Origin of the sequence: Paenibacillus sp. FSL H8-0537, from assembly GCF_038051995.1 — a bacterium.
In the GTDB taxonomy this organism is placed as follows: Bacteria; Bacillota; Bacilli; order Paenibacillales; family Paenibacillaceae; genus Pristimantibacillus.
The window spans coordinates 4,349,688-4,374,482 of sequence record NZ_CP150290.1; the positions used below are offsets into that span (position 1 = coordinate 4,349,688).

General features: G+C 44.6%; 20 protein-coding genes and 2 pseudogenes. 6 read left to right on the forward strand and 16 right to left on the reverse strand.

From position 1 onward, the window contains the following. Positions 1–90 precede the first annotated feature (90 nt). Positions 91–246 carry a hypothetical protein gene (locus tag MHB80_RS18295; protein WP_341278318.1) on the reverse strand — a complete coding sequence of 52 codons (156 nt, stop codon included), beginning with the start codon at positions 244–246 and terminating at the stop codon, positions 91–93. 20 nt (positions 247–266) lie between these two features. Between MHB80_RS18295 and MHB80_RS18300 the strand changes: the two are divergent. Further along, a pseudogene (locus MHB80_RS18300) lies at positions 267–377 on the forward strand (LysR family transcriptional regulator); the annotation flags it as partial. A gap of 51 nt (positions 378–428) precedes the next feature. Beyond that, positions 429–566: pseudogene (locus MHB80_RS18305) on the forward strand (transposase); the annotation flags it as partial. A 159-nt stretch (positions 567–725) separates the two neighbouring features. Here the strand turns inward: MHB80_RS18305 and MHB80_RS18310 are convergent. Continuing rightward, complete coding sequence (locus tag MHB80_RS18310; protein WP_341278319.1) at positions 726–1,127, reverse strand: hypothetical protein; 402 nt, start codon at positions 1,125–1,127, stop codon at positions 726–728. Between the two features lie 497 nt (positions 1,128–1,624). On the opposite strand from MHB80_RS18310, the gene MHB80_RS18315 reads away from it, so the two are divergent. The 4 genes from MHB80_RS18315 to MHB80_RS18330 all read left to right on the forward strand — a co-directional run bounded on the left by MHB80_RS18315 (position 1,625) and on the right by MHB80_RS18330 (position 6,418). Then, positions 1,625–2,665 carry a LacI family DNA-binding transcriptional regulator gene (locus MHB80_RS18315; RefSeq protein WP_341278320.1) on the forward strand — a complete coding sequence of 347 codons (1,041 nt, stop codon included), beginning with the start codon at positions 1,625–1,627 and terminating at the stop codon, positions 2,663–2,665. 170 nt (positions 2,666–2,835) lie between these two features. Further along, the gene (locus MHB80_RS18320) at positions 2,836–3,738 is read left to right on the forward strand and encodes a TIM barrel protein (RefSeq protein ID WP_341278321.1); all 903 of its coding nucleotides are present in this window, start codon (positions 2,836–2,838) and stop codon (positions 3,736–3,738) included. Beyond that, positions 3,725–4,945 (forward strand): carbohydrate kinase family protein, encoded by a 1,221-nt coding sequence (locus tag MHB80_RS18325; protein ID WP_341278322.1) that lies wholly within the window; start codon positions 3,725–3,727, stop codon positions 4,943–4,945. The genes MHB80_RS18320 and MHB80_RS18325 overlap by 14 nt, the downstream gene beginning before the upstream one ends. A gap of 33 nt (positions 4,946–4,978) precedes the next feature. Continuing rightward, the gene (locus MHB80_RS18330; protein ID WP_341278323.1) at positions 4,979–6,418 is read left to right on the forward strand and encodes an L-fucose/L-arabinose isomerase family protein; all 1,440 of its coding nucleotides are present in this window, start codon (positions 4,979–4,981) and stop codon (positions 6,416–6,418) included. 264 nt (positions 6,419–6,682) lie between these two features. On the opposite strand, the gene MHB80_RS18335 is transcribed toward MHB80_RS18330, so the two are convergent. The 14 genes from MHB80_RS18335 to MHB80_RS18400 all read right to left on the reverse strand — a co-directional run bounded on the left by MHB80_RS18335 (position 6,683) and on the right by MHB80_RS18400 (position 24,586). Further along, positions 6,683–8,644, reverse strand: coding sequence for a beta-L-arabinofuranosidase domain-containing protein (locus MHB80_RS18335; RefSeq protein ID WP_341278324.1), 1,962 nt, complete (start codon positions 8,642–8,644; stop codon positions 6,683–6,685). Positions 8,645–8,682: 38 nt separating this feature from the next. Beyond that, positions 8,683–9,462: an alpha/beta hydrolase gene (locus MHB80_RS18340; protein WP_341278325.1), complete on the reverse strand. Its 780-nt coding sequence runs from the start codon at positions 9,460–9,462 to the stop codon at positions 8,683–8,685. Then, positions 9,437–10,351, reverse strand: a complete 915-nt coding sequence (locus MHB80_RS18345) for a glycoside hydrolase family 130 protein (RefSeq protein WP_341278326.1) — start codon at positions 10,349–10,351, stop codon at positions 9,437–9,439. The genes MHB80_RS18340 and MHB80_RS18345 overlap by 26 nt, the downstream gene beginning before the upstream one ends. 15 nt (positions 10,352–10,366) lie before the next feature. Then, complete coding sequence (locus tag MHB80_RS18350) at positions 10,367–11,179, reverse strand: carbohydrate ABC transporter permease (RefSeq protein WP_341278327.1); 813 nt, start codon at positions 11,177–11,179, stop codon at positions 10,367–10,369. Beyond that, positions 11,176–12,066, reverse strand: a complete 891-nt coding sequence (locus MHB80_RS18355; protein WP_341278328.1) for a sugar ABC transporter permease — start codon at positions 12,064–12,066, stop codon at positions 11,176–11,178. The genes MHB80_RS18350 and MHB80_RS18355 overlap by 4 nt, the downstream gene beginning before the upstream one ends. A 77-nt stretch (positions 12,067–12,143) precedes the next feature. Continuing rightward, positions 12,144–13,448 carry an ABC transporter substrate-binding protein gene (locus tag MHB80_RS18360; protein WP_341278329.1) on the reverse strand — a complete coding sequence of 435 codons (1,305 nt, stop codon included), beginning with the start codon at positions 13,446–13,448 and terminating at the stop codon, positions 12,144–12,146. 138 nt (positions 13,449–13,586) lie between these two features. Continuing rightward, positions 13,587–14,321, reverse strand: a complete 735-nt coding sequence (locus MHB80_RS18365) for a response regulator (RefSeq protein WP_341278330.1) — start codon at positions 14,319–14,321, stop codon at positions 13,587–13,589. A 42-nt stretch (positions 14,322–14,363) separates the two neighbouring features. Then, positions 14,364–16,148 carry a sensor histidine kinase gene (locus MHB80_RS18370; RefSeq protein ID WP_341278331.1) on the reverse strand — a complete coding sequence of 595 codons (1,785 nt, stop codon included), beginning with the start codon at positions 16,146–16,148 and terminating at the stop codon, positions 14,364–14,366. A gap of 117 nt (positions 16,149–16,265) precedes the next feature. Beyond that, positions 16,266–17,801 (reverse strand): ADP-ribosylglycohydrolase family protein, encoded by a 1,536-nt coding sequence (locus MHB80_RS18375; protein ID WP_341278332.1) that lies wholly within the window; start codon positions 17,799–17,801, stop codon positions 16,266–16,268. A gap of 80 nt (positions 17,802–17,881) precedes the next feature. Beyond that, on the reverse strand, positions 17,882–19,522 hold the full coding sequence (locus MHB80_RS18380) for an S-layer homology domain-containing protein (RefSeq protein ID WP_341278333.1): 1,641 nt from the start codon (positions 19,520–19,522) through the stop codon (positions 17,882–17,884). A gap of 64 nt (positions 19,523–19,586) precedes the next feature. Then, positions 19,587–22,718 carry a carbohydrate binding domain-containing protein gene (locus MHB80_RS18385; RefSeq protein WP_341278334.1) on the reverse strand — a complete coding sequence of 1,044 codons (3,132 nt, stop codon included), beginning with the start codon at positions 22,716–22,718 and terminating at the stop codon, positions 19,587–19,589. A 210-nt stretch (positions 22,719–22,928) separates the two neighbouring features. Beyond that, complete coding sequence (locus MHB80_RS18390; RefSeq protein WP_341278335.1) at positions 22,929–23,093, reverse strand: hypothetical protein; 165 nt, start codon at positions 23,091–23,093, stop codon at positions 22,929–22,931. 256 nt (positions 23,094–23,349) lie between these two features. Next, positions 23,350–24,042 carry a DUF4367 domain-containing protein gene (locus MHB80_RS18395; RefSeq protein ID WP_341278336.1) on the reverse strand — a complete coding sequence of 231 codons (693 nt, stop codon included), beginning with the start codon at positions 24,040–24,042 and terminating at the stop codon, positions 23,350–23,352. Further along, on the reverse strand, positions 24,023–24,586 hold the full coding sequence (locus tag MHB80_RS18400) for a sigma-70 family RNA polymerase sigma factor (protein ID WP_341278337.1): 564 nt from the start codon (positions 24,584–24,586) through the stop codon (positions 24,023–24,025). The genes MHB80_RS18395 and MHB80_RS18400 overlap by 20 nt, the downstream gene beginning before the upstream one ends. Positions 24,587–24,795: the final 209 nt, after the last annotated feature.

Below are 24,795 nucleotides of genomic sequence, written 5' to 3' on the forward strand. Positions count from 1 at the left end.
TCAATCGCATTTTTCTACAGGTGCCAACATTATATTCATGACTTTCGCAGTTGAATAGGCTTCAACCTATCAAAGCCATGTTTTCTTTGGCTACCTTGGATTCAAAATATGATTATGCTCATTGCGAAGCGTAATGGCTGCATGCGCAGCCCAATATGGATCACGCAGCATGCCCCGGCCAATCACAACAATTTGGGACAATTCGATGGCGTGATCAATATCGAATCCACTATCAGCATACTCCATAGCTGAGATGCGGAAGATGATTACCAAAAATAATTTCTAAGTTTCATAAAAAACATCCAAATATTAAATTTATTTTTTATGAAGGGACTTATGATGAAATCATAGAGTGGTTTGAGACAGGAGTTATAGAGACTTACAAGAAGAACCGTTTAGTATGCCCAAACGCGTTTATCGAACTCATGATTGAACCCGAAAGTGTATTCGGGCAGATAAAAAATAACCGGAGATTCCAACGTTTTCTGCTTCGCAGCTTGCCTAAGGTAAATCTGGAGGTCGGGTGGCTTTCGCTTGCCCATAATCTCATGAAGCAAGCAACATAAACCAAAAGAGAAACATAGCCGTACAGGAATAGACACCCTGTACGGCTATGTTTTCATGTTTTCATGTATTTGGGTTGAAAGTGAGCTATCTCTCCAGCGAACTTCATGCTTTTGGGACAGCTCCTTCTGTTCATCGCTTGCTTGCAAATAAAATTGATGTCACCACTCAACTAAATAGTTAGCAGACTTCCCAATAACGAAATTACCAAAGACAGCTACGATTTCAATAATCCTCCAACCGTAATCCAGCGTGTTTGAAGTATAGACATACGAGCCTAGACTTGGACTCGAGGATGTCAATGTCAGGTTGACCGTTTGATAAATGTAATTACCCGGATATCCATTCAAAAGTTTTACTCTAACCTCGACCGGACCGTTAGACGCAGGCTGATAGTTGGCATCAAAAGAAGTGACATTCACCGTAATTTTCCCGTTTCCGAATGTTTCACTCAGATTCGTCCCATTGCCAGGAACAGCAGGACCTGCAAAAGCCGATACTGGAAGCGCTAACAAAAAAATCAAACAAATAGAGATAAACATCGTAAACTTCTTCTTCATCATACATCCACCTCCAAAATAGTCATAAGCCTTCTAACCTGGCACATCCCATAAATCTTTTATTTTGGTGCCTGTTTCTTACTAGAAACACCACCTCTTTCCTTCTGTTTAGCCACTAACTCGCATTTTAATTATAGGCAGAAAACCAAATTGGTTAATATGTGCATTAATTTACTTAAAGTACAATCGTTTACATTTAATGATTACTGCCGCTAGATATTCACTAAAACAAAGACTTCCTTGCTCTCCTACTATGAATTCAGGCAAGCTAAAGACATAGCCCGTGACTCATTCGGATTTTTGACCAGGACTTGTATTGCTGCTATGTGTCGTTTTCGTCTCCTTTAACAAGCAGAGGGATTTAGCGTTGAATCCGTAGTTACGTTGAGGTGCTTGACCTATACTTGGCTACACGGTCACATTGACAACTCGCATAGCTGTCATTAGTATTTAAACCATATACTAATGGACCGCCGATACTCGGGATAAGGAATGATGAAATGGGCAAAGAAAAGGATCAAACAACCACTAGAGCCGTTACTTTAAAGGATATCGCCGAGCAGACTGGATTTACGGTCAATACCGTTTCTCGTGCGCTTAAGAATAAAGAAGATATTTCCGCGACAACAATTGAACTCATCCAACTAAAAGCACAGGAGCTCGGCTATATCGGTAATGCATTGGCTAGCTCTCTTCGTTCGGGAATGACGAAGACCATTGCAGTGATCGTGGCTGATGTATCGAATCCCCATTTCTCTATAGCTGTGAAAGAAATTGAGAAGGCAGCAAGGAAGCAAGAATATACCACATTCATCTTAAACTCCTATGAGGATCAAGAAGTAGAGAAAAATGCGATATTTTCGGCTTTGTCCAAGAACGTCGATGGTATCATTATTTGTCCCGCTCAAGGCAGCGACAACAATATGGAAATACTTCAACGCTTAGGAATCCCGTTTGTGCTTCTCGGTCGACACTTGGGAAATGACACGATGGATTATGTTGTTAGCAATGATGCAAAGGGTGGTTATTTAGCTACGCAGCACCTATTAGAGCTTGGACACAAAGAGATCTTATTCCTTAATGCCCATCATTCGATTTCCAGTGCTCGTGAGCGACTTATTGGTTACAAACGAGCTTTGGAGGAATATGGAATATCCGTAAGATCGGATCTGATTCGTGAAGTATCTACGATCTCGGGAGGCTCTAGAGATGAGCTCCATGAAGTGATCAAATCGAAGCTGCAGTTTACGGCCATATTCGCCTTCAACGATATGATGGCGTGGGAATCCGTCTTTTTCTTAAACAAATGTAATATTAAGGTACCCGAAAACATTAGCATTGTGGGCTTTGATAACATTCAATCACGGATGTATATTCCCTTTCCGTTGACGAGTATAAGCAACTCCAAAGGTAAAACTTCTCGTAAAGCCTTTGAAATATTAATAAAACGAATGAATAAGCAAAATACAGAACTTCACTATCACGAAATCGCTGATGCAAAGCTAATTATCCGTGGTAGTACAAAATCGCTTCTGGAATAATACCACACCTCCCCCTGCCCTTCATCCTCTAGAGATGAAGGGTTTTATTTGTTGCCACTCCCTGTAATAAATCGTTGACAGCTCTTTCAATATGATCTATATTAATTTACATTAACGTTAACATTAACGTTAATGTAAATTAAATCGAACGTAAAGGGGATATCTTTTATATGACGCTTGATTTGAAGCTAGGAATTAATATGGGATTCGCGAATAACAAATACCCTGAACCTAAAGTATGGACACGAATCGTCGCCGAAGAAATGGGGCTTAAATATGTCCAATTTGTCGCTGACCTCCTTAACGTCTACCTCCCTGATGACATTATTGAAGAACAGACGGAGCAAATTATAGAGAACGCAGATAAATATGGGCTTTCGATAACGAGCAGCTTCCTCAGTTCTTTCACTAGAGTCAATCATTTCATGCATCCCGATGCCAAGCAGCGCAAGGCATGGCTGAATTGGTTCAAGAAATTTGCTGTTATTTCCTCAAGGATGGGGGCAAAGATGACTGGCGGCCACCCAGGTATTCTTACCTTCAATGATTACGATGATCCTGCATGCAGAGAAGAGAGAACAGCTGAAGGCATCAAATATTGGCAGGAGCTCAGCTGGTTCTGCCGAGACCTCGGCATGAATTGCATGATCTTCGAGCCGATGTCCATTCCTCGTGAGTTCGCCAATACCGTTGAGGAAACAAGGGAGCTGCTCGCAAGGTTGAATGATGGTGCGGGTCTTCCTTTTAAACTTTGTCTTGATCCCGGTCATGCCCCTCATCCGAACGATCGCGACCCGTATCGTTGGATTCGTGAACTGGGAAGCGAATCTCCCATAATCCACCTCCAGCAAACAGAGGCTGGACACAGCCGACATTGGCCATTCACGAGTGCATACAACGAAATAGGCATTATTCACGCTAATAAAGTCATTGAAGCCCTTGAAGCATCTGGTGCTACTGAAGCGGAGCTGATCTTTGAAATTTATCATCGTGAAGCATGGTCATCCGAATTCGACATTATTCCTGATCATCAGGAATCTGTTGCTTACTGGCGGAAATATGTCACGCAATAAGGAGTCTACTGAAAAGGTAGACGTCATCGTGTGCGGACATATCTCGGTAGATATTATACCGAGGTTCATCTCTACTCAGCCCAGCAACAGCCATCTACTGCCAGGCACTCTTGTAGAGGTAGGCGAGGCAGAATATTGTACAGGCGGGGCTGTGTCGAATACAGGCATTGCCTTACATCAGCTTGGGGCGAACGTGAGTCTCATCGGAAAAGTCAGTGACGATTTTTTCGGAAGCTTGACCCTAAAACTGCTCGGAGACATTGATTCCTCTCTCGCTGAAGGCATTACTCAGGTAGCAGGAGAAACTAGCTCCTATACGATAGTCCTCAACCCTCCAGGGATAGATCGTATTTTCCTGCACTGCCCTGGTACAAACGACACGTTCTCCGAGCATGATATCGCTTGGGACCAAGTAAGTGGATCTCGCCATTTTCATTTCGGTTATCCCCCATTAATGAAAAGCATGTACGCCGATGGTGGCGATCAATTATCCAACATTCTACGAACGGCCAAGGCGAAAGGAATGAGCATTTCTCTAGATATGGCGATGCCAGGTAAAGGGACAGCCGCTTTCTCAGCAGATTGGATTGGCATATTAACTAAATGTCTTCCTTATGTCGACGTTTTCATGCCTAGTCTGGAAGAGATGTTAATGATGATTAATCGTGACCAGTATGAAAAATACTTTCAGCTAGGCGGAGATTTATGCGAGGTAGTGCCTGAGGAGACCATTCAGGAACTTGCAGATGAACTTCTCCAAATGGGCTGCGGCATGGTCATACTCAAGCTCGGCGCATCGGGATTATATATGCGCAGCTCCCAAAAGCTCCTGCTGCATTCTACAAACCAATTGGCTCTAAACATTCGCGAGGAATGGAAAAACCGTGAGTTATGGGCACCTTGCTTTCGTACGAATGTCATAGGCACAACAGGTGCAGGAGACTGTACAATTGCCGGCTTCATACAAGGTCTTCTCCTTCAGCTTGGGCCAGCAGCTACGATGACCGGAGCCGTAGCAGTCGGAGCCTTCAGTGTCGAACACCTTGGTGCGACAGGCGGTATCCAGCCATGGGAAACGGTTCAGAACCGAATTCATTCGGGCTGGGAGCGGCTTCCTATCGGTAGACCATTAAAAGGCTGGTATTGGAGAGAACAAGAAGGCATATGGGCAGGGCCTGCAGACAAACAATCAACGAATAACCATTAATATTGGGGCTACCCCTATAGGAGGATACAAACGATGGCACGGAAAGAATTAAAACGAACGAAGCTTGGCGTTATTGTAGGCAATCGCGGATTTTTCCCTAGTCACCTCTGTGACACAGGACGTGCGGAGATACTGCGTGTGCTCGAAGAAGAAGGCATCGATGTCGTCATTTTGGACATAAATGCAACTAAGAACGGTGCGGTTATGACCTTGGACGACGCCAAAGTTTGCGGAAATTTATTTAAAGCTAACCGCGACCATATCGATGGTATTCTCATCACATTGCCTAATTTTGGTGATGAGAAGGCTGTTGCGAACACGATCCGTTATTCGGGTCTGAACGTCCCTATCCTCGTCCACGCCTTCAGTGACAATATTACGTTGATGGGCATCCAAGATAGACGTGACAGCTTCTGTGGTAAAATGTCAGTCTGCAATAACCTGAAGCAGTACGGCATTCCGTTCACATTGACAACACTACATACCGTAGCACCAGATAGCGATAGCTTTCGAATTGATTTACGACGCTTCGCAGCTACCTGCCGTGTTGTCCAATCGCTTTGCAATGCTCGCCTCGGTTCTATTGGTGCCCGGCCAGCCTCCTTCAATACCGTCCGTTACAGCGAGAAGCTGCTAGAGCGTTCAGGTATTACGATTGAGACATTGGATCTATCAGAAGTATTCGGACGAGCAGGCAAACGCAAAGAACATGACCCCGCAGTAAAACGTAAACTAGAAGAAATCGCAGCTTATGTCGATGTGAAGGGTTTTCCAAAGGAAAATTTGGTTCGTATGGCGTCTCTCGGGGTTGTCGTCGAGGAATGGATGGATGATAATGACCTATCGGGAACGGCGCTGCAATGCTGGACTTCCATGGAAGAATATTTTGGTGTCGTGCCTTGCACCATCATGAGTATGCTGAGCAGCAGCCTGATTCCAAGCGCTTGCGAAGTAGACATTACAGGTCTTGTCGGAATGTATGCACTGCAGCAGGCATCAGGCAGACCAAGCGCATTGCTGGACTGGAACAACAATTATGGGGAAGATCCGAACAAAGGCGTAGTATTCCACTGCAGTAATTTGCCTAAGGAAGTCTTCGAAGAAATTCATATGGATTACCATGAGATCCTATCAGGTACGGTGGGCAGGGAAAATACGCTCGGTACGATCCAAGGACGAATTAAAGCAAGTACATTCACGTACTGCGGCATTGCAACCGATGATTTGAATGGCGGTATTGCAGTCTATACGGGTGAAGGACAGTTTACGCGTGATCCACTGCTGACGTTCGGAGGTTACGGTGTTGTCCAAGTACCGAAATTCCAAAAGCTGCTTCGTTATATTTGTGAAAATGGCTTTGAACACCATGTATCATCCAATATGTCAAGCGTTGCTGATTCTATGGAGGAAGCGTTTGGCAAGTATATGGGCTGGAAAACCTATCGTCATGAAGAAGCTCGTCACGATCGCTAGCCTACAATAGCTAAAAAGAAAAATGCAGCTCTCCTGCCTGTTAGGTTAGCTGCATTTTGTTTCGCTTATGGCAAAACCTTGTTCACTATCTATATCTAAAGAAATATCCATCTCCGTTCGGGCTTCACCATCCCATAATAAAAATCCACATCAAATCTCGGCTGATACCAAGGTTTAATGTGGATCTTTCATAATGCGCTTCAATTTAAGCTAGCGGTTGTAGAATAGACAACTACAGGTTAATGAATTCTAATGAAGCTAATGTTAGGACTCCGTTCTACCAGCTTTCGTCCATTTCGGCGTATCATTAATCCAGACGGCCATGCTTCCGGGCTCACGATTTGCCCATGCATAGTAAGGTATAGCCTGAATGTCCACCGATTCCTCCTGCCATTCGCAGCTCTCAGTCTCTGCATACAACTGCGTATGCCAGAAATGCTCCCTATGCGCGGATTCTGCTTTTCTTATGACACTACCAGAACCTTTAATAACAGTCACCCCGCCGAGCAATTCGGAAACATGTTCAACTCTGAACTCAGAATTGCGCTTCAAAGCCAGATCTCTTACATCATGATCATGGTCAGCACCCTCTAGGCAATACACAAGCGGCCCTCGCACCAAAGCCGTTTTCTCGCGGTTGCTCTCGACATTAGGATGTGATTCCACCCGTTTGACCTTCATCTCAAGCAAAAGTTCGATGATGTCTCCTTCTTGCCATTGTCGATCGATTTTTGCATAGCCTATATTCGTTATTAGAGGAATTGAATCGCCATTCACCCGAATTTCCGCTTGGTTGCACCAGCTCGGTATCCGTAGCTTTAAAGTAAATGACGTTGGGGCCTCAGGATTTATAGTAAGCTTGGTCATTCCATTCCAAGGATATTGTGTCTCCTGCTTTAATTTTATAGTAGTTCCTTCGATGTTTAGTTTCGTCTCACTGCCAATATACAAATTCACATAACATTCTTTATCCTTCAATCCATAAATGTACTCACCGATCTTAGGAATAAACCGGGTCAAATTAGGCGGACAGCATGCGCAGCTAAATGTAGGCTGGCGTAGATGACTTCCTTCGTTCTCAAGCGGATTCGTATAAAAAAATGCTTTTCCATCCAAAGAGATTCCGGCCAAAAGCGCATTATAAAGAACCCGCTCCAATACATCCGCATACTGCGCATCCGCAAAAAGGAGATTCATCCGACTGCTCCAAAATACCAAGCCAATGGAAGCGCAAGTTTCACAATATGCTTCGTCATTTGGCAGATTGTAATCTGTGGAGAAGCCTTCCCACCGCCAGACGTTATCCCCAATCCCGCCTGTAATGTACATTCTCTTATTTACCATATTCGACCACAAGCGATGCATGGCTTCCGCATACTCCGCGTCATTGTTCATTCCAGCAATTTCCGTTACCGCAGCATACAAATAGGTTGCTCTCACTGCATGACCTTCTATAGTATCTTGTTCTTTAACAGGCAAATGTGCCTGCATGTACTTAGCTATGCCGTACTCTCTGAACGGAAGTGCTCCTCTTTCACGAGGAACGCCTTCAAGTGCCGACCAACCGTTATACATTTGCTCTTCAGCTTCGGGATTACCTCTCATTTCGATAAAGAACTCCGCCAGCTGCTTATATCTTCGTTCGCCTGTGAGCTCGAATAATTTGATTAGGCCGAGCTCTATCTCTTCGTGCCCTTCATAAACAAGTCGTTTATCCACGCCAAAGGTCGCATCAATTAAATCCGCAAACCGACAAGCCGCTGTTAACAATTTTTCACTGCCGGTTGCTTCAAAGTGTGCAACGGACGCCTCGAAAAAAGTGCCAGCCGTATAGAGCTCATGTCCGAATAGCAGATCGCTCCATCGTTGTTCTGGAGCAACCGTTATGATATAAGAATTCAAATATCCGTCCGGTTGCTGCATGGCGATAATTTTGTCAACAACTTCATCTATCAGAGCTAGGACGTCAGGAGACTGACACTCCTTATAAATCCAGCAAGCTCCTTCAAGCATCGTATAAAATATACCATCGTTGAAGATCGCTCCTTCATAAGCACTCTTCAAGCTTCCAGAAGCTCTGTCAAAGTTTCGGAAAAAACCGTCTTCCCTGAATTTGTCCCATAAATGCGGCAGTGTATGCTCACGCATACTGGCCAGTCTCTCAGACCAGAAAGCATCATTGATCGACACCTGATCGTAAGGAATTTTGTTCACTCTCTTAAACATACGAATTCGTCTCCTGACTTTGGTAGCTATTATGATGATTATGTTTTCTTTTGAGCTGATGGAATGAACTTCCTAATCTTCAACCAATCTACGCACGAAGATTTCCATGCTCCTACATGGTCATTCTCAGTCGCTAATCCCATTCCGTGCGGGCCACTCTCGTAAATGTGCAAATCAAATGGAATCTTATGTTTACTGAGCGCAAGTGCAAACAACAAGCTGTTCTCAACGGGAACAGCCTGGTCATCAGCCGTATGCCATATAAAGGCTGGCGGGGTCTGGCTTGTGACCCGCAGTTCGGAGGATAATTGCCGCTTGAACGCTTCCTCCGGGCAAGCACCGAGCAGATTGATCATCGAAGGATCATTACGGTATTCGCCAAAACTGATCACAGGATAACAAGCAATAATCAAATCCGGACGACAACTTGTCTGCGCTGTCTCATCATCGCCAGGTATTCGCAAATCAAACTGAGTAGCTGCCATTGAAGCTAGATGTCCCCCTGCTGAGAAACCGAGAACGCCTACACGATTAGGATCTATATTCCAGCTCCCGGCATGTTCGCGAACATGCCGGATTGCTTGCTGCACATCATATAATGCAGCCGGATGCTTATGTGGTGACACGCGGTATTCCAGAACAAAAGCGGAAATGCCTACTGTATTCAGCCAAAGGGCGATTGGCTCACCCTCGTTTTCTGCTAAACCCCCATAAGCTCCGCCAGGGCAAATGATGATGGCTCCTGTTGGATGATTGCCGGCTGTTATATAGGGATGCAATTGAGCCTCCAAATTAAACACAGGCTGAGATAATGTCATCGAGACGCCCCTCTGCGAGGCCAATATTCGTATCCGCCGCGCCGTAGTAAATTTTGACCGTACCATCTGGCTCAACGATCGCATTACAAGTAAATACGACGTTCGCCACTCTACCCTTCATTTCGTAGTCATGCTCCGGCCATAATATATAGTCCCTTGTATAGCCAATAACGCGAGAAGGATCTTCAAGATCGAGCAAACAAGCTTTGAGCCGGTAAATAAATCCATTACAAGTCTGTGATACGGTATGGTAAATCTCAAGCCAGCCCTTGTCGGTCTTGATTGGCACAGCGCCTGCTCCCATCTTGTATCCGTCTCGGAATGGCTTGCCTTCATAGGAAAGAGGTTTGCTTTTTCCCCAAAATACAAGATCAGGAGAATAACTGACCCACATATAGGAGGGGTTCAATTCATTTCCGAATGGACGATCGAAACGCACATAAAGATTATCCCGTTTCTCAGGGAATAACACGCCATTCCGATTGCCAAGTTCGCTTCCCGTACAAACACGTTCGAAATGGACAAAATCGGAAGTACGCAATATGCCGATTCTCACATCGTTTTGGGATAAATCGCTGGCGTATAAAATAATAAATTCGTTCTCGCTTATTTGCGTAATCCTCGGATCATACGTGCAGGTCTCTGGATGGTCCGGATCCGGAGCAGGCCAATTGACTGGCTCAGGGTCTGGAGTAAACTTATACCCATCATGGCTTCTTGCAATCCAAATGCGATGAATGTCATCCAAAGTCGTGACGTCCATCATCATGATGTATTCATCGTTAAATTTAATTGCCCCCGGATTAAACGTGTACAACACCTCTTGCGGCATTTGTTCAGGTGACATGATTGGATTGTTTGCATATTTGGTCAGCACTCTAGTTTTCATGATCATTTCCCCTTCTTATTTCACGGCTCCATTAACTACACCTGAAAAAATATATTTCTGAAGAACCAAATAAAAGATAACCATCGGAATCGCTACGAGAATAATAGCAGCAGACTGCATCGTCCAGGACGAGCCATAACTGTTGGAGAACCTCATCAGCTCAGTCGTGACAACGCCTAGACTCTGAGAAGGCATATACAAATACGGTGAATACAAATCATTATAAATACTAATCGTGCGCAAGATTAGAATGGTCGCTGTTGCTGGCGTAAGGAGCGGAAATATAATAGATCGATAAATTCGAAACAATGACGCTCCTTCTAAATAAGCACTCTCATCCAGCTCATAAGGGATATTTTTAATAAATTGCAAATAAATATAAATTTGAACAACATCTGCGCCGAGTGATAGAAGCACCATGGAATAGTGAGTATTAAACAAACCCAAATTCTTGATGATTCCGAAGGTCGCTACCTGAGTTGTGATTCCAGGAATGACAAGCGCACCTGCATATGCCCCTAGAATCAATGACCTCAATTTGAACTGAAACCTGCCTAGTGCATAAGCCACCATCGTGCCTAACAAGATATTTCCAGCGAGAGAGAGAATAATAATGTACGAAATATTAAAGTAAGAACGCAGGAAGTTACCCTTTTGCAAAACATTTGCAAAATTATCAAAGTTAAAGAAGCTGCCTGGAAGTGCATACCCCGCCGATAACGCAAACTCTGTTGGAGTCTTGAACGCCGTTACTATCACAATGTAAGGCGGGAACAGGATGCAGACTGCAGCAATTAACAGACTGATATATTTAAGCGTGCGAATCATTTCTCATCCCTCCCGAAGAGCAGCCATCTTTGAGCTAGAACTAGAATGATGGTAATGATCATTAACAGAACACCCATTGCAGAAGCTAGACCGAAATCACTGTAGCGGAAAGAGGTCAGCAGTGTATTCGTTACGAAGGTATCACTCATGCCGAGGGGTGAACCCGATGGGAAAATGACAAACGGAAATTCAAAGGCAGATAAAGCTCCATTCAGGTTTAGGAAAAAGCATAATTCCAATATTCTTCTTAGGCTCGGCAGTGTAATGAAGCGGAACGCCTGAAACCCGTTTGCTCCGTCTATGCTTGCTGCCTCATAAATATCATTCGGTATCGATTGAAGGGCACCAATGATGATAACCATCATAAAGCCCATGTACTTCCACGTCGACATAAAAGCCAGCGTATAGTTGATAATCTTCGGATCACTCAACCAGTTCATGGATAAAGACCCAAGACCGATCTCCTTCAGCACGACGTTTAGGGCACCGACTTCATTGTTTAACAGAAAGGTAAACATAAATGCAATGGCTACGCTATTAATGATATACGGCGAGAACAGAATCGCACGAAAGACATTTCTTCCGCGCAGCTTGCTGTTTAAGATGACCGCGAAATAAAGAGATAAGCCGATTTGCACAAAGCCTACAAAAAAGTAGATCAGATTATGACTAAAGATTTCGAAATACTTGGGATCACTAAACACCCGAATGTAGTTATCCAAGCCTACTCCTGTTTTTACCGATGAAATTCCATTCCAATCCGTAAAGCTTATTGAAATCAAACTGATTGCAGGGTAATACGTGAATACACCTAGCAGCAGCAAAGGAATAATCAGAAACGACCACAGAATAATAATCTTCTGCATTCGCAACGATAGAATAGCCATATTCAGCAGCCTTTCCGGCTTATTTGGAGAACAGTTAATTGCGTATAGCAGGGCCCTGCTCTCCAATAATCCCCTTATTATTTTCTTGCATCTGCCCATTTTTTATTGTACTTATCCCATATAGGCTGAATGTTGCTGTCTTTGTTCAACATCACTTCCTGTAGGATCGTTGGATTCGTAATTTGTGATTTGTTCAAAATTTGGTTGTAACGATCCGGCGGAGGCAATACCGTAACAATGCGCGGCCCGTTAGCCAGGAACTCCGCAAGCGGACTATTATTAGATTTCATATCCTTAAGAGCTGGAATCATGCCGGTATAGTCCTGGTAACCGGACTCTTCTATCCAAAATTTGTAGAAGGCTTTGGCAGTCTCCATATTTTTGCTTTTCTTATTAATGACTACACTCCAGCCTGGTGTCATCATGGTGACGGGCTCTCCAGAATTATCGATAGGTAGCGGGAAAAATCCAATATCTTCTGCTGGTGTTCCCTCTAGAGCTGCCAAACCGTAGTTAGCCAGATAAAGCATTCCTACTTCACCAGAAGCCATCTGTTTTCTCAGAATATCCCAATCGCTGGAAAGCAGATCTTTCTCGAAATACCCTTTATCTACTAAACCCCTAACAAAACTAAATCCTTTTACTAATGGATTCTCTTGATTGTACGGGGCATCCTCGTTAGCCATTTGCTCATACATCGCATTGGAATCCGCTGTATTCGCAAAGGCTACCGTCTCCCATGTGCCAAGCGGCCAATTGCTTTTCAGCATGCTTCCCATCGGTAGAATCCCCTTGGCCTTTAACTTCTCCAAGGCAGCAAGCAGCTCATCATAGGTTTTCGGAGCGGCATCAATACCCGCTGCGGCAAATGTTTTCTTATTGTATAAAACCCCTGTCACGTATACCCCTTCACTAACGGCATAAGCTTTTCCTTCAAATTTAGATAGCGGCAGGTACGTTTTCCCTTCGTATCCAAGGTCGTCTATAGGGGCATAAAACTCCGGCCATAAATCGGTCGTTGGCGTAATAATCGCATTCATGTACATGACATCAGGTGCCTCGTTGGAAGCCAACCTAATTTTTAGAGTGCCTTCATAATCCTTAATAGGCTCGATCACGACTTCTGCTTCTGGGTATTTCTCATGAAATTTCGCCGCATATTCTTTGAGCTTCTCATCTACATCCGTACGGTTGATTGCAAAGGTAATCTTCCCTTTAATCTCGCTGGTTGACGACGTTTCCGTTGCTGCTGCAGACTCGGCTGGAGGTGTGCTCGCCTCTGATTGCCCGTTATTATTGCTTGCATTGTTTCCACCACATGCGGAAATCAACGACATAGAAAGAACGGCTGCCAATAAACTGCTCATTGATGTTTTCCCCATACAAATCCCCCTATTTGTCTTATTGCAGCTGAATCATTCGGCCGATGATATCGCTTACATATAAAATTGTAACATAGCATTTCCATGACCTTAATGGTCTGTAATTACATTTCCATAGTTACGATTACACTTTTCACCTCAGCATTTATTCCGATATTCCAACGGCGTGTAGCCGTTCATTTTCTTGAATAGCTTTGTGAAGTACGTAGAATCCTGATATCCAATTTGTTCGGCTACTTCATATACCTTTAGCTCAGTCTGCTCCATCAGAAGTTCTTTTGCCTTCTGCATTCGAACAGCAATCAAATAACCAGTTAGGCTTTCTCCTGTCTCCAGCTTAAATAAGCGAGATAGATAATTCGGATTCAAGTGAACGCGTTCTGCAATAGCGATCATGTCCAAATCCAAATGATAATGATCCGATATCCAGCTTTTAACGACGCGAATCGCTTTCTTCTCGTCACCATTTACCGCTGCCGCTCTAATGGGCTGCTGCTTGGCTAGAAGAATAGCAGACAGCTTCTCATCAAGCTCATCAGGGTCTACCGGTTTAAGCAGATAATCTAATACACCGTAGCGCATGGCTGTCCTTGCATACTCAAAATCCGAGAAGCCGCTAATAATCAAGCAAGACAAATCCGGCTGATGGATTTTAATTTCCTTTATGAGCTCCAAGCCATCCATAAATGGCATTTTAATATCGGTAATAAGCAGATCGAGCTTCCCTGATTGCATGGCATTTAACGCGTTTATCGCTTCTTGTCCATTGTTATAGGCAGCTTGTACATGATAGTTTGCATTCATTTCACCTATAAGCTTGGTCATTCCTTTTAATATGGCTACCTCATCATCCACAATCGCAATGTTTAACATACGGCTCTCTCCTCTCTAGATGAAAACATAGGTGCAGTAGATTCAACTCTCCATCATGGGCAGCTTCAATTGAACAACGGCACCTTTCCCCAGCTCGCTGTAAACAAACAAACCATACTTGGTCCCGAAGTGAAGCTTAATACGTTCATTCACATTTCTGAGTCCGATCCCACTACCCGTAACCCTGTTTCCGCTGCTATTCTCATTCCCCAATTGAATTCGGCTGTTCAATTGACTTACCATTTCGGGTGTCATGCCAATGCCATCGTCTGCAAAGGTAAAGTAACAGATCTCACCTTCCACCCTGGATGAAATGGTGATGCTGCCCTGGCCCGACCTACTCTCGAGACCATGGAATATGGCATTCTCAACAATAGGCTGAAAGACAAGCTTGATCATCGTATAGTTTTCAAGCTTGACATCAATGTGATTGTGCAGGGAAAACCGATTCTCAAATCGGTAGTTTTGAAGCTTGATATAGTTCGTGAGATGCTCGATTTCCTGTTTTACCGTCACGATTTCTCTCCCTTGAATGATGCTGTACCTCAGCAGCTTCCCTAGAAATAAGGACATTTGGGATACCTCTCTATCTTCATTAAGCAGCGCCTTCATCCTTAAGCTCTCTAAGGTGTTATAAATAAAATGCGGGTTAATTTGAGCTTGCAGTGCTTCCATTTCCGCCTCCTGCTTCCGATAAGAGGCTGCTTGTACGTCTTTAATTAATTCATCAATTCGTTTGATCATCCGGTTAAAATTAAGTCCCAATATACCAACCTCGTCTGAGAATCGGACAGGGAAGCTGACGGTGAAATCCCCCTCCTGCACCTTTTTCATCAACCGAGTTAATGCCCGCAGCGGTTTGGTAAATGCCAAAGAAATGAATACGGAGCTGATCAAGGTAACGAGCAAAATCGCGAAAGTGATAATTAGTGTGGAATTACGAACCTTTGTTGCTTTGCTGAACAATTCCTTTGTTTTCACGTATACATATACTTTCCAGCCCAGCTTCTGAGAGGTTAGATAAATGGCATAATATTGCTCGCCTTTCTGATTAATATGGAAATTGCCCGAATCCTGTTGTGATTTCTCAATGCTTTCCAAATCTCCCCATGAGCTCGATATATTCTCGTAAGCGCTATCAAAAATAACGTTATTTTTATTATCTACAATCGTTGTTTTACCGCCCGTAATCTGATCCAGATGTTTGAAATAGGCTTCTACCGCACTTAAATCCGTCTCAACCGCTACAAAACCAACAGGCTTATACGTCGTTAAATCAATGATGTCACGAACCATCGTTAACACATATTTCGTTTTTCCAGAAGCTGTTGTGCCCGCTTGCGTATTAATTAATACGGCAGAGCCGCTCTGGTCCCTTGCAATTTGCTTTAACCGGTCATAGTGCGTGGCAATCTCCTTATTATTTCCATTCAGACTGTTGCGGTAAAAGGTGTTGCCATAATTGTCGAAAATGTAGACTGCATTCGTCCCCTTCTTCATATCGGACATCAAGCGGATAAAAAAATCGATGCGGCTGTCCTTCTCTATTCCATTCTCAGGAGAGGCGATGTAGCTCTGAAGCTCGCTGGAGTACATCGGAATCTTCGTAATCATGCGCATATCTTCAATATAATCCTCTATTCGATTTAGAACCTCCAAGGACGTTTGTGAAACGTAATCAGCCGTATTTTGTTCAATTGATTTCCGGTAATAGTTATAAGAAACGAGCGCGGAGATGGTAATCGGAATAATCAGCATGAAAACAAAGATAATGACCAGCTTTTTAGACATACCTAGACTAGAAAACTTGAATTTAATTTTGTGCATCCTGCACCTCATTTCTATCGGTTAGCCGTTAACCTCATTAAAACATATAAAGTGTCTGGAAACATGAAAAAAGCAAGCGAGAACGCTTACTTTTTTTCAATATCATCTTATCATGAATCAATAGCCGTTATTTATTAATACAATAGGGATTATCCCTTTGGTAGGACGGCCTACAGATGTCACCTCTATCAAGAGGTCATATCTCGGTTGTGAGAGCCCATGACCGGTTACAGTAAACTCAATTTCTGTCATGCCGATATTGCAATGATAGTGCTCTAGAGGAAAGCCCAGATGTGCCCCCGGTGTTACTTCCCAATCAGCTGGAACATGCCATTTCACCTGAATAAATTGCTGCATGTATAAATTATTTTCAATCAACAGCTTAAAGGTACGAGGCTTTCCTTCGCTCACCACTGGTTCCTGTCCATAAAACAAGAATGCGTTGAAAATAGAAAAGTCATATTTTACCGTAAAAGGACTAAGGGTTAGCGTGTCTTTGAAGCTTCTGTCTTTCCATGCATTAATGTGAACCGGATGATCAAGAAGCTCGTCACCTTCATTCATGTCAATCAGATAACCTTCCCCTGCATGAAGCAGGTCGCAATACTCGGAGCCTAAAAATTCAGGAGCAAGCCGCATCACTCGTTCAGTCAGCTCTCCGACAGTGGAAGGAATACGTGTCCCTTGATCACATACATTGAGCGTTATGGTCTTGATGGAGTCGCCAATCGGATCGAGCCATTTCGCAGGAAGCCCCTCTTTGCCAAGAATAATACCCATAATGGACCCAATCGTGGCTGCTGTACAGTCTGCGTCTTCTCCACAATTCGTGGCGATGCAAATACTTTTCTCGAAATCACCTTCACCATATAACCAACCGATAATCATAATGCCAACATTGCTAGGAGCATCGTAACCGATAGGCCCTACTGGAATATCACCTTCAGCTTGAGGCTGTATCGCGGAAGTACTCAGCAGCCCGAAGCTTCCAGGTACCGCCGTTAATACCTGTATTCTTGCTTCTTGCCACGTAGCTCCAGATTGATAAGAATGAATGGCCGTTTGTACGGCCTTTGCAATGCCGGAATCTTCTGGGATATAGGATAGCCCGATGTCTATTAATCGGTAAGTATCGCTTTCTACGAAAGCTGCACTTTCGATAGCTGCGCAAAATACCTCCGCATAGACTCCTTCATGGCTGTGATCGACGATTGCATCCTCATAGGCGTATTTAACGGCAATTTCCGGATGCCCGGGTGCAAGGCAGGCCCAAATTTCGGAGCGTATGAATGCACCGTTGCTATCACGATACAGGTTATGATTGTAGCCAGATAATGGAGGCACAATTCCTGCACGCAGGTTATTTTTCCCTGCTCCATACTCTCCCATATTAGGAGAGATATAAGAAATCCAATACTCGCCTAATATATGTGCATTCAAAGCGCTTCCATATTTTTCGGCGGCATTCAACCAGATCAGCTGCAAATCCAAATCATCATTCGGCAAAGGCTCCCCGTACAGCTCCTGTGTATAAAACGAAACATCGAATACGCCGCGTTTACATTCAAAAGGGGCCCCGAGCGTCCCTCCAATATTTTTCCCTAACCAACAGCCTTCCAATTTACTTTTATATTCCTGAAAAGTTAGCTTCATAGTATCTCCTCCTGATAGTAAAGATGAACAAGTTTATTATATCCAATCCGATTTTCAATCTTAATGGTCTGTTATTACATTTATAGTCCTTCAAGTATGGATATTTGGTTCAAGAGATTCATCATAACCTGCGCCGCTTCAACACGAAGCGAATTCGCCTTTGGATCAAATAGCTCGCCTGGCTTACCTCTCATTAAACCCGCAGCAAGTGCCATTTCAACTTCTTTGGCTGCCCAACCGGAAACAGTGTTAGCGTCACGATACCTTACTGGCTCATCCAATGATTGCATAGCTTTCTTGGTTTTCCATTCGAATGCCCTTACGATAAGGGCAGCCATCTGCTCGCGTGTAATCTTAGCATTTGGGACGAATCGCCCTTCAGAAATTCCGTTGATTAACCCTGCTTCGTAAGCCATTTCCACGTCGCCCGCATACCAGGCCCCAGCTGCAACGTCGGCAAATAATGAAGAAGTAACAGCTGCACCTTCTGATTTCATACCAAGTGCTCTGACTAATAACGATGTGAATTCGGCTCTAGTCGTGGATGAGTTTGGCTTAAACTCGTCATCCGTCACACCTTGAACTATATGCCGGGCTGCCATGATCTGTAACGTTCGGGATGCCCAGTGGGCAGCAGGAATATCCTTGAAGGTTTTGTTGTACTCCAGCAAAACATATTTGCTCAAATGATCAAGCGAAACAGCTACCCTACCTGTTAGAGCGTCGAGAGTACCACCCACATACTCCCAACTACTAGCTGCCTCGTTGAAATAATAGACACCTAAAAGCTCGCTATCCACTTCTTTGTCCAAGTAAGAGAAAACAAGCTCTATGCCAGACTCTACTTGCCCCGCTGTGGCTTTCCGCCCATCAGGGGCAACAAGCACAAGGCTAATATCATATGGCTGTCCAATGATTTTCACCTTAGCATGCTGCTGCTTCAGCATCGTTTCCGCAATTCCGCTCTCATCGACTAGGGGAAGAAATTCAACCTTCAGTAAGGCATCCTTTACATTCCCCAACTGGTTTCTCAATGCTTGTATCACTTCCGGCTTGACGTTGATCGTCAGAAGTGGCGTTTGTACTTTAAGCGGCAGGCTTCCAATTTCGCTATTTAGAATAGAAACGAATTTTTGATTGGAATCAGCTTTCGCAACAGCAATTTGATCGATTATTTTCACGGGAGTTGAACCGGTGCTATTCCCCTGTATGACTTCACTGCCGCTGACAGAAGAATCTGAGCTAATCTGAATGCTAACTCCAGCTGTGGGATATTGTACGGTCGATAACAATTGACTATTAATCGCCTTGACAGACGTTAAAGAAATGGAAGAGGCACCAGTAGCGATCGCCTTAAATTTAAATTCACTTAATGTAAACGATCCATTGTCGCCCTGCACTGGACCGATCTTGGTGCTCGCATATTGAATTCGATTTTGAGTAACGATAGGATCAATAGCAAAACTGCCAATCTTATCTTTGGTTTCCTGAAGCTGTAGGCGAGTTGAATCGTACGTTAGGTTTACCTCATAGCCATACAGATCGACGATGTTGCTGCCTTCGACTCTAACCGTGAACTCGCTGCCAGCCTGAATCGACAGTGTCGAAGGCATTAAGGAATAAGAAGGCACTGGCACTGGTGCTGCTGATGCTTGATTCGGTACAAAAACAGCAATAGCTAGAGAAATGACTAAGCTTAATTTCAGCCATCTATTTTTCATTAATGGACCCCATCCTTTTATGGAAATCGAGAGAGACAGCATCATCGCTGTCCCTCTCATCATTTCAGTTTAATATTAGCTGAGCGATCGCGGCCATATCCGCAATATCAATCACATTGTCTTGATTGTAATCGGCCTTCATATACGTACTGTTCCAGTTCGCATCGGCGGACGTTTTCCCATAATAGGAGCCAATTATAGCAAGGTCGCCTATACTGATCCTGCTATCCGCGTTTAGGTCTCCTCGTTGTTGAATCTGAACCGCATGAGAAATGCCTGCCACTTCAAACTCATCTCCTTGACTGTTTGCAACCACAATGTCACTTAAGGCGGTGACCGCTTCTGTGATCTGAGTCAAAGGCTTGGCTTTGAACGTAAATTTCAACCAATCCCCGTTAGGTGCAAAACCCGTCCCTTGTGCTGCTGCAATGACTCTTACTTTCCCGGGTTCAACTGCCTGATGGCTAAGCACAGCAAATCCTGACTTCAAAGAAATAGCATCGATAAATTCTAGCTTCGTTGAATCAAATGTAATTACCAGGTCCTGCGCGTAGATGTTTTCAAACCCATTCACATTAAAATCTTTCAGTCCGTACGTTAGCCCAAACTCTGCCCCACTGTATATTTGGTCGTCACCAACAAGCGTCGACTCATTGCTGGACTCCGTAACCTTGTTGATAAAGAAATCATCCAAATAGACATCATCTAGCGAACCGTCTGACTGAAAATACATCATTGCGCTGCTAACCGTGCCTGTCCATGTAATATTCTCAACACCTGTGATCTCAGTAAAATGCTCATGGCTTATCATCGTTATAGGTGCCGTAAACCATCGTGACCCCGCGCTATCCGTAATATTTATCGTTACAAATCCCCCGGCTGAGTTATTAGCGTACTTCGCCCATGTCCCAAAGGAATAATTACCTGGTCCTTTTACATTTAGTAAGCTTGTAATGTCTTGATTGGCTCCCGCCCAAGTATCCGTTCGATTAAAGGCCCAAAGCGAATAATTCCCCGAATGTGCATAGATATTGCTCACATCAATGGAAGCCCCTTGTGCAGCCCATGGCGCTATCCCCTCTTCAAATCCGGGATTAACGAGCTCAGTAATATCTGCTAAAGTGGAAGCGCTTGCTACGTTGGATAAAAGAGATTCATTAGGAATGCCATTTACTGTTTTCACAGCAAAATAATATAGGCTATCGGCCGTTAAAAAAGGCACGGTAACGGACTGTGAAGTTCCGGACGATTCAGGGAATGGTCTATTTCCTACTCTTGTAGCACTTGACCAATTCGCATCGGTAATCGGCGAAGTCGAGTAACGGATATCATAACGACTCGCTGTGCCTGTTGCCCCATCGCTTCCTGATGCCGTCCAAGTTAATACCGCCTTGTTATGATCGATGGAACTAATCGCAAGGTCCGTAATAGCACCAGGCAGCATGGAATCACTTGCAGAATCATGTCCGCCATTTGTAAAAGCTACTGTTGGTGCCCAACTGATCACATCATGGTCTGTGCTCGTCCCGCCATTATTAACCTCAAACCGTATAACATCATTCTGGTTAACAGAGATCGCATCCAAATTCGTCGCGTATCCTGCCAAATCGTCGGATGCGATTAACTGTGCAGCATTACCGGCTGGCCAAATGACTTGACCGTTTTTAGTTATGCGGGCTAGTGCACCGTCACCACCGATTTCATTCTTAAATACTTGCCCTCGAATACTAATCACGCCATTATATGGAGCTGTCCATGCGTTAGAGATCCAATGGTCCGCTGAATCGGAAGCGCTTAGATTAAACTGTGAAATATGACCGCCAGCAGTCCCGTACCATTTCTCCGCCAGGTCATACGTCAAGCTCGCATAGCTAGTACCATCGAACAATTGGTACGACCAGTTTCCTGTAGTTCCTGTCGCTCCAAACTCATTCGCAGCATTGTTGATTTTGCTAGCGGCCGGAATGAACACATTATTCGATATTTCCGACCATTCGATAAATTTACTTTCATCAATAATGAATTCATTCTCGAAGAACAGGCTGTCTTTAATGGTTCCAGTTGTTTGCCCCGTATCGCTCGTTGCCCAAATGGCCCCTCCCCCATTACGGACGAACGTGTTGCCTATCACCTCATTGTTGCTATTAAAATCAGTACCGAACCTGTCGGGAACGACACAATTACATAGCAGCCATTCCAAAGCTCCTCCATAATTATTAGCAAAATAATTGCCTCTGAAATTATTTGAGTCATTTTTCCCTTCGTTATCAATCGCGGATTGATCAGTCGAGCCCGTGTCTGGTGTATTTAAAAACAGATTATTGGCTATCGTCATATTCTGAGTCCCGAATAGAAAGCTTGCCGTCGTTCCACCACTCTGATTTGCGTTGGCCGCTTTGTCTATCCGATTGTCAATCCAATACGAATTTTTTGTACTCATAAATACGAGAGCTTTGGCGGAAATGTCCTGCAGTTCGTTATTTTTAATTAGTACGTTTTGGAATGTGCTCGTCGGTGCAGCAGAGTTATTATGCATGACAACAATCCCATAAGAGGTTGTTGGCCCGATCTCGTTATGCGAAATCTCTACATCCTTCACCAGCCACTGACCTGAAGATGGAGTAACCGCGTTATCAGCACTTCGGACTTGCACCGCGATTGCATTAGGCCCTCCCACCATGCTATGGATATAATTATTTCGAAAAACAATGCCTTGATGGCCGGTTGTCGAGTACAGAAACTGCGGTCCTATGCCTGCATGACTGAACTCCAAATTGCGGACTTCCCAGAAATCAGCATTCAGTAACGTAAGCGTCTTATCCGTCGCGTTGTTGCTGCCACGAATGACAGGACGATCACCTGTGCCATAAGCATCGACAACAATCCAACTGCTTGGCGTGCCGGTACCTCCGCTAGGCTTGAACTCTTGCGTCCAACTGCCACCCCGCTCCAGAAAAATTGTGTCACCTGCTGCAAATGTCTTGGCATTTACATTCGTGAAATCACACCATGGACCTTCATTTCCAGCCGTGAGCGTTCCAGAGTTCCCCGTGTTCTCATTGTTGCAGGCATTATTACTTATGTAATAATTGGCCGCATATGCTGACGTAGGTGTGTAGAACAACACAACTAGCATGACAATGAAACTAAAACCCATTACATAATAAAAAAATGATGCTGTAAGCTTACTTCTCATCCTGTTCTCGCCCCTTCAAATTATGTTATAGGGTATCGTGGATTCGCACCTCGAAATGATACCGCTTACATTAAAAATGTTATCATATTCATTTGCTGCGGATAATGGATCACCCTTACATTTATAGTCTTGTGATGACTATAACGATCTATATGGGGTCATCGCAGAGGAAACTGATCGAATTTAAATAGGAAACACAAATAAAGATCGTCACCTATTCGACCCAACGGCCCAATAAGCATGACGATCTTTGTTCATTTCATAGCCAAGTCTTGAAGGGATTAGATAGCTCTCTGAACCCTCTACATATAACTGGACTGCAACCAGCTTGAATGCCTCCGCATACTGTTGGAACACTTGTCCTTTTTTAGCCATAAGAAACTCCCCTACAAGGTCACTCTTTCCTTCATGATAACATGAGGGGTTTTTTGAGTGTCTACTTAAAGGGGATAATACCAAGATCCTTGTGTTTAAAGGATTTTTCTCTATGGAGCCTAGGGGGACCCTCACCCCTGACCTCATCGCTGCCAGCGATGCGGTTTCCCGTATGGGGATATTACACTACCCCAATTTATCTAGCATTCGACGGGTGGGGCGTTCCATTCATTCACGATATACACGCATCAACTCATTAAGGCTCCACCGATTCGGCTACCTTCATGGCCTCGTCGCCCGAAATCGGACCGGACACGCCATACTGAATGCCGTCAACCACCCAGAACAGCTCCGTGAACTCGGCTTGCTCGAAAATAAAGCCGTCCGCTCCGCCCACTTTAGTCTGTGTGAACAGGTCCGTCGGGAACGCCGCCGGCATGCGGCTCGCGCTGAACGTCACCGTCTTATCACCCGAGCCGTATGTGAAGTTTAAATCTCTGAGCGGTTGGTCCTTCATTCCCACGCCGACGATATCAGCCAGCTTGAAGCCTTCCGGGGCGACTTGAGGAACAAGCACACCGGAACCGAAAGCTGCTTTTGCTGCCTCCACCGTTCCTAAGGGAGTTGTAATCAATTGGGACAACTCCGAACCTGTGGCTCCTCCGTTTCCGGGCAGCACGATTCCGGGCGAATTATCCGTTGGCGTCGGGACTGCGGCGGGGTCTTGCAGCATCGGCAATCCCGTCACTATGACGACTGCCGCGACCAGCGCTGCCGCTCCTGCAGTCCAGACTTTCGGAAGAACGAAGCGGCGGCGGCTTCTCTGCTCCGCGGCGGCTTGATTCCTGATCTTCCGTTTAACGCTATCGCTCAATTCCATTTTAGAGAACAACATATCATCCAACTCCTTTTGCAAATTTTGACGTAAATTACGCTCCATGTCCGTCATCGGTTGTCTCCTCCTTACGCATTTCCCGAGCCAACGCCTCGCGCGCCCGGTGCAGTCTGTTTCTCACGGTACCCTCTGGCGACGACGTCGCTTTCGCAATTTCCCGTGTGTCCAAATCCAGATAATAATATAAATACAAAGCCTCCTGATACGGCAGAGGCAGACGCAGCATATGCCGCAAAATCTCGCTTTTCTGCAATCTTTTAAGTGCTTCTTCTTCCACGTTGAATATCCGTCCCCGCTCCATCAGGCTCGGATCGGTCGGCTGTTCCGTAAACATCCGCACGCCCATCTTGTCCCGGCAAACGTTGATAGCTATCGTCGTCAACCAGGTTTTAACCGCGCTATCTCCACGAAACGAGTTCCAGTTGCGATAAGCGCGAAGAAATACCTCCTGACTGATATCCTCGGCAAGATGCTGATCTCCGGTATAAAAATAAGCGGTGCGCATGATCGTCGAGCCAAAGCTTTCCATCAGCTGCTCTAGAGCTTGAGAGGGATCTTTCGGGAAATTCCCCTTGTTATTCGAGCCGGCCAGCTTCACTGAATTATCACCTCCACCTATTAGACGGCCTGAGCGCATTTTTCGCTGCACTGCGTTTTAAATCTGACAGTCCAATAAAGATTGAGCGAATTTGAGCTTAATTCCCCATACTCCTTCTAGCTTGAATTTCATACGATAAAAGCCACATGAACAGTATCCTGTTGATGCGGCTTTTCGACTTCATCTTTAGTTTAAAAAATCCCCAATGT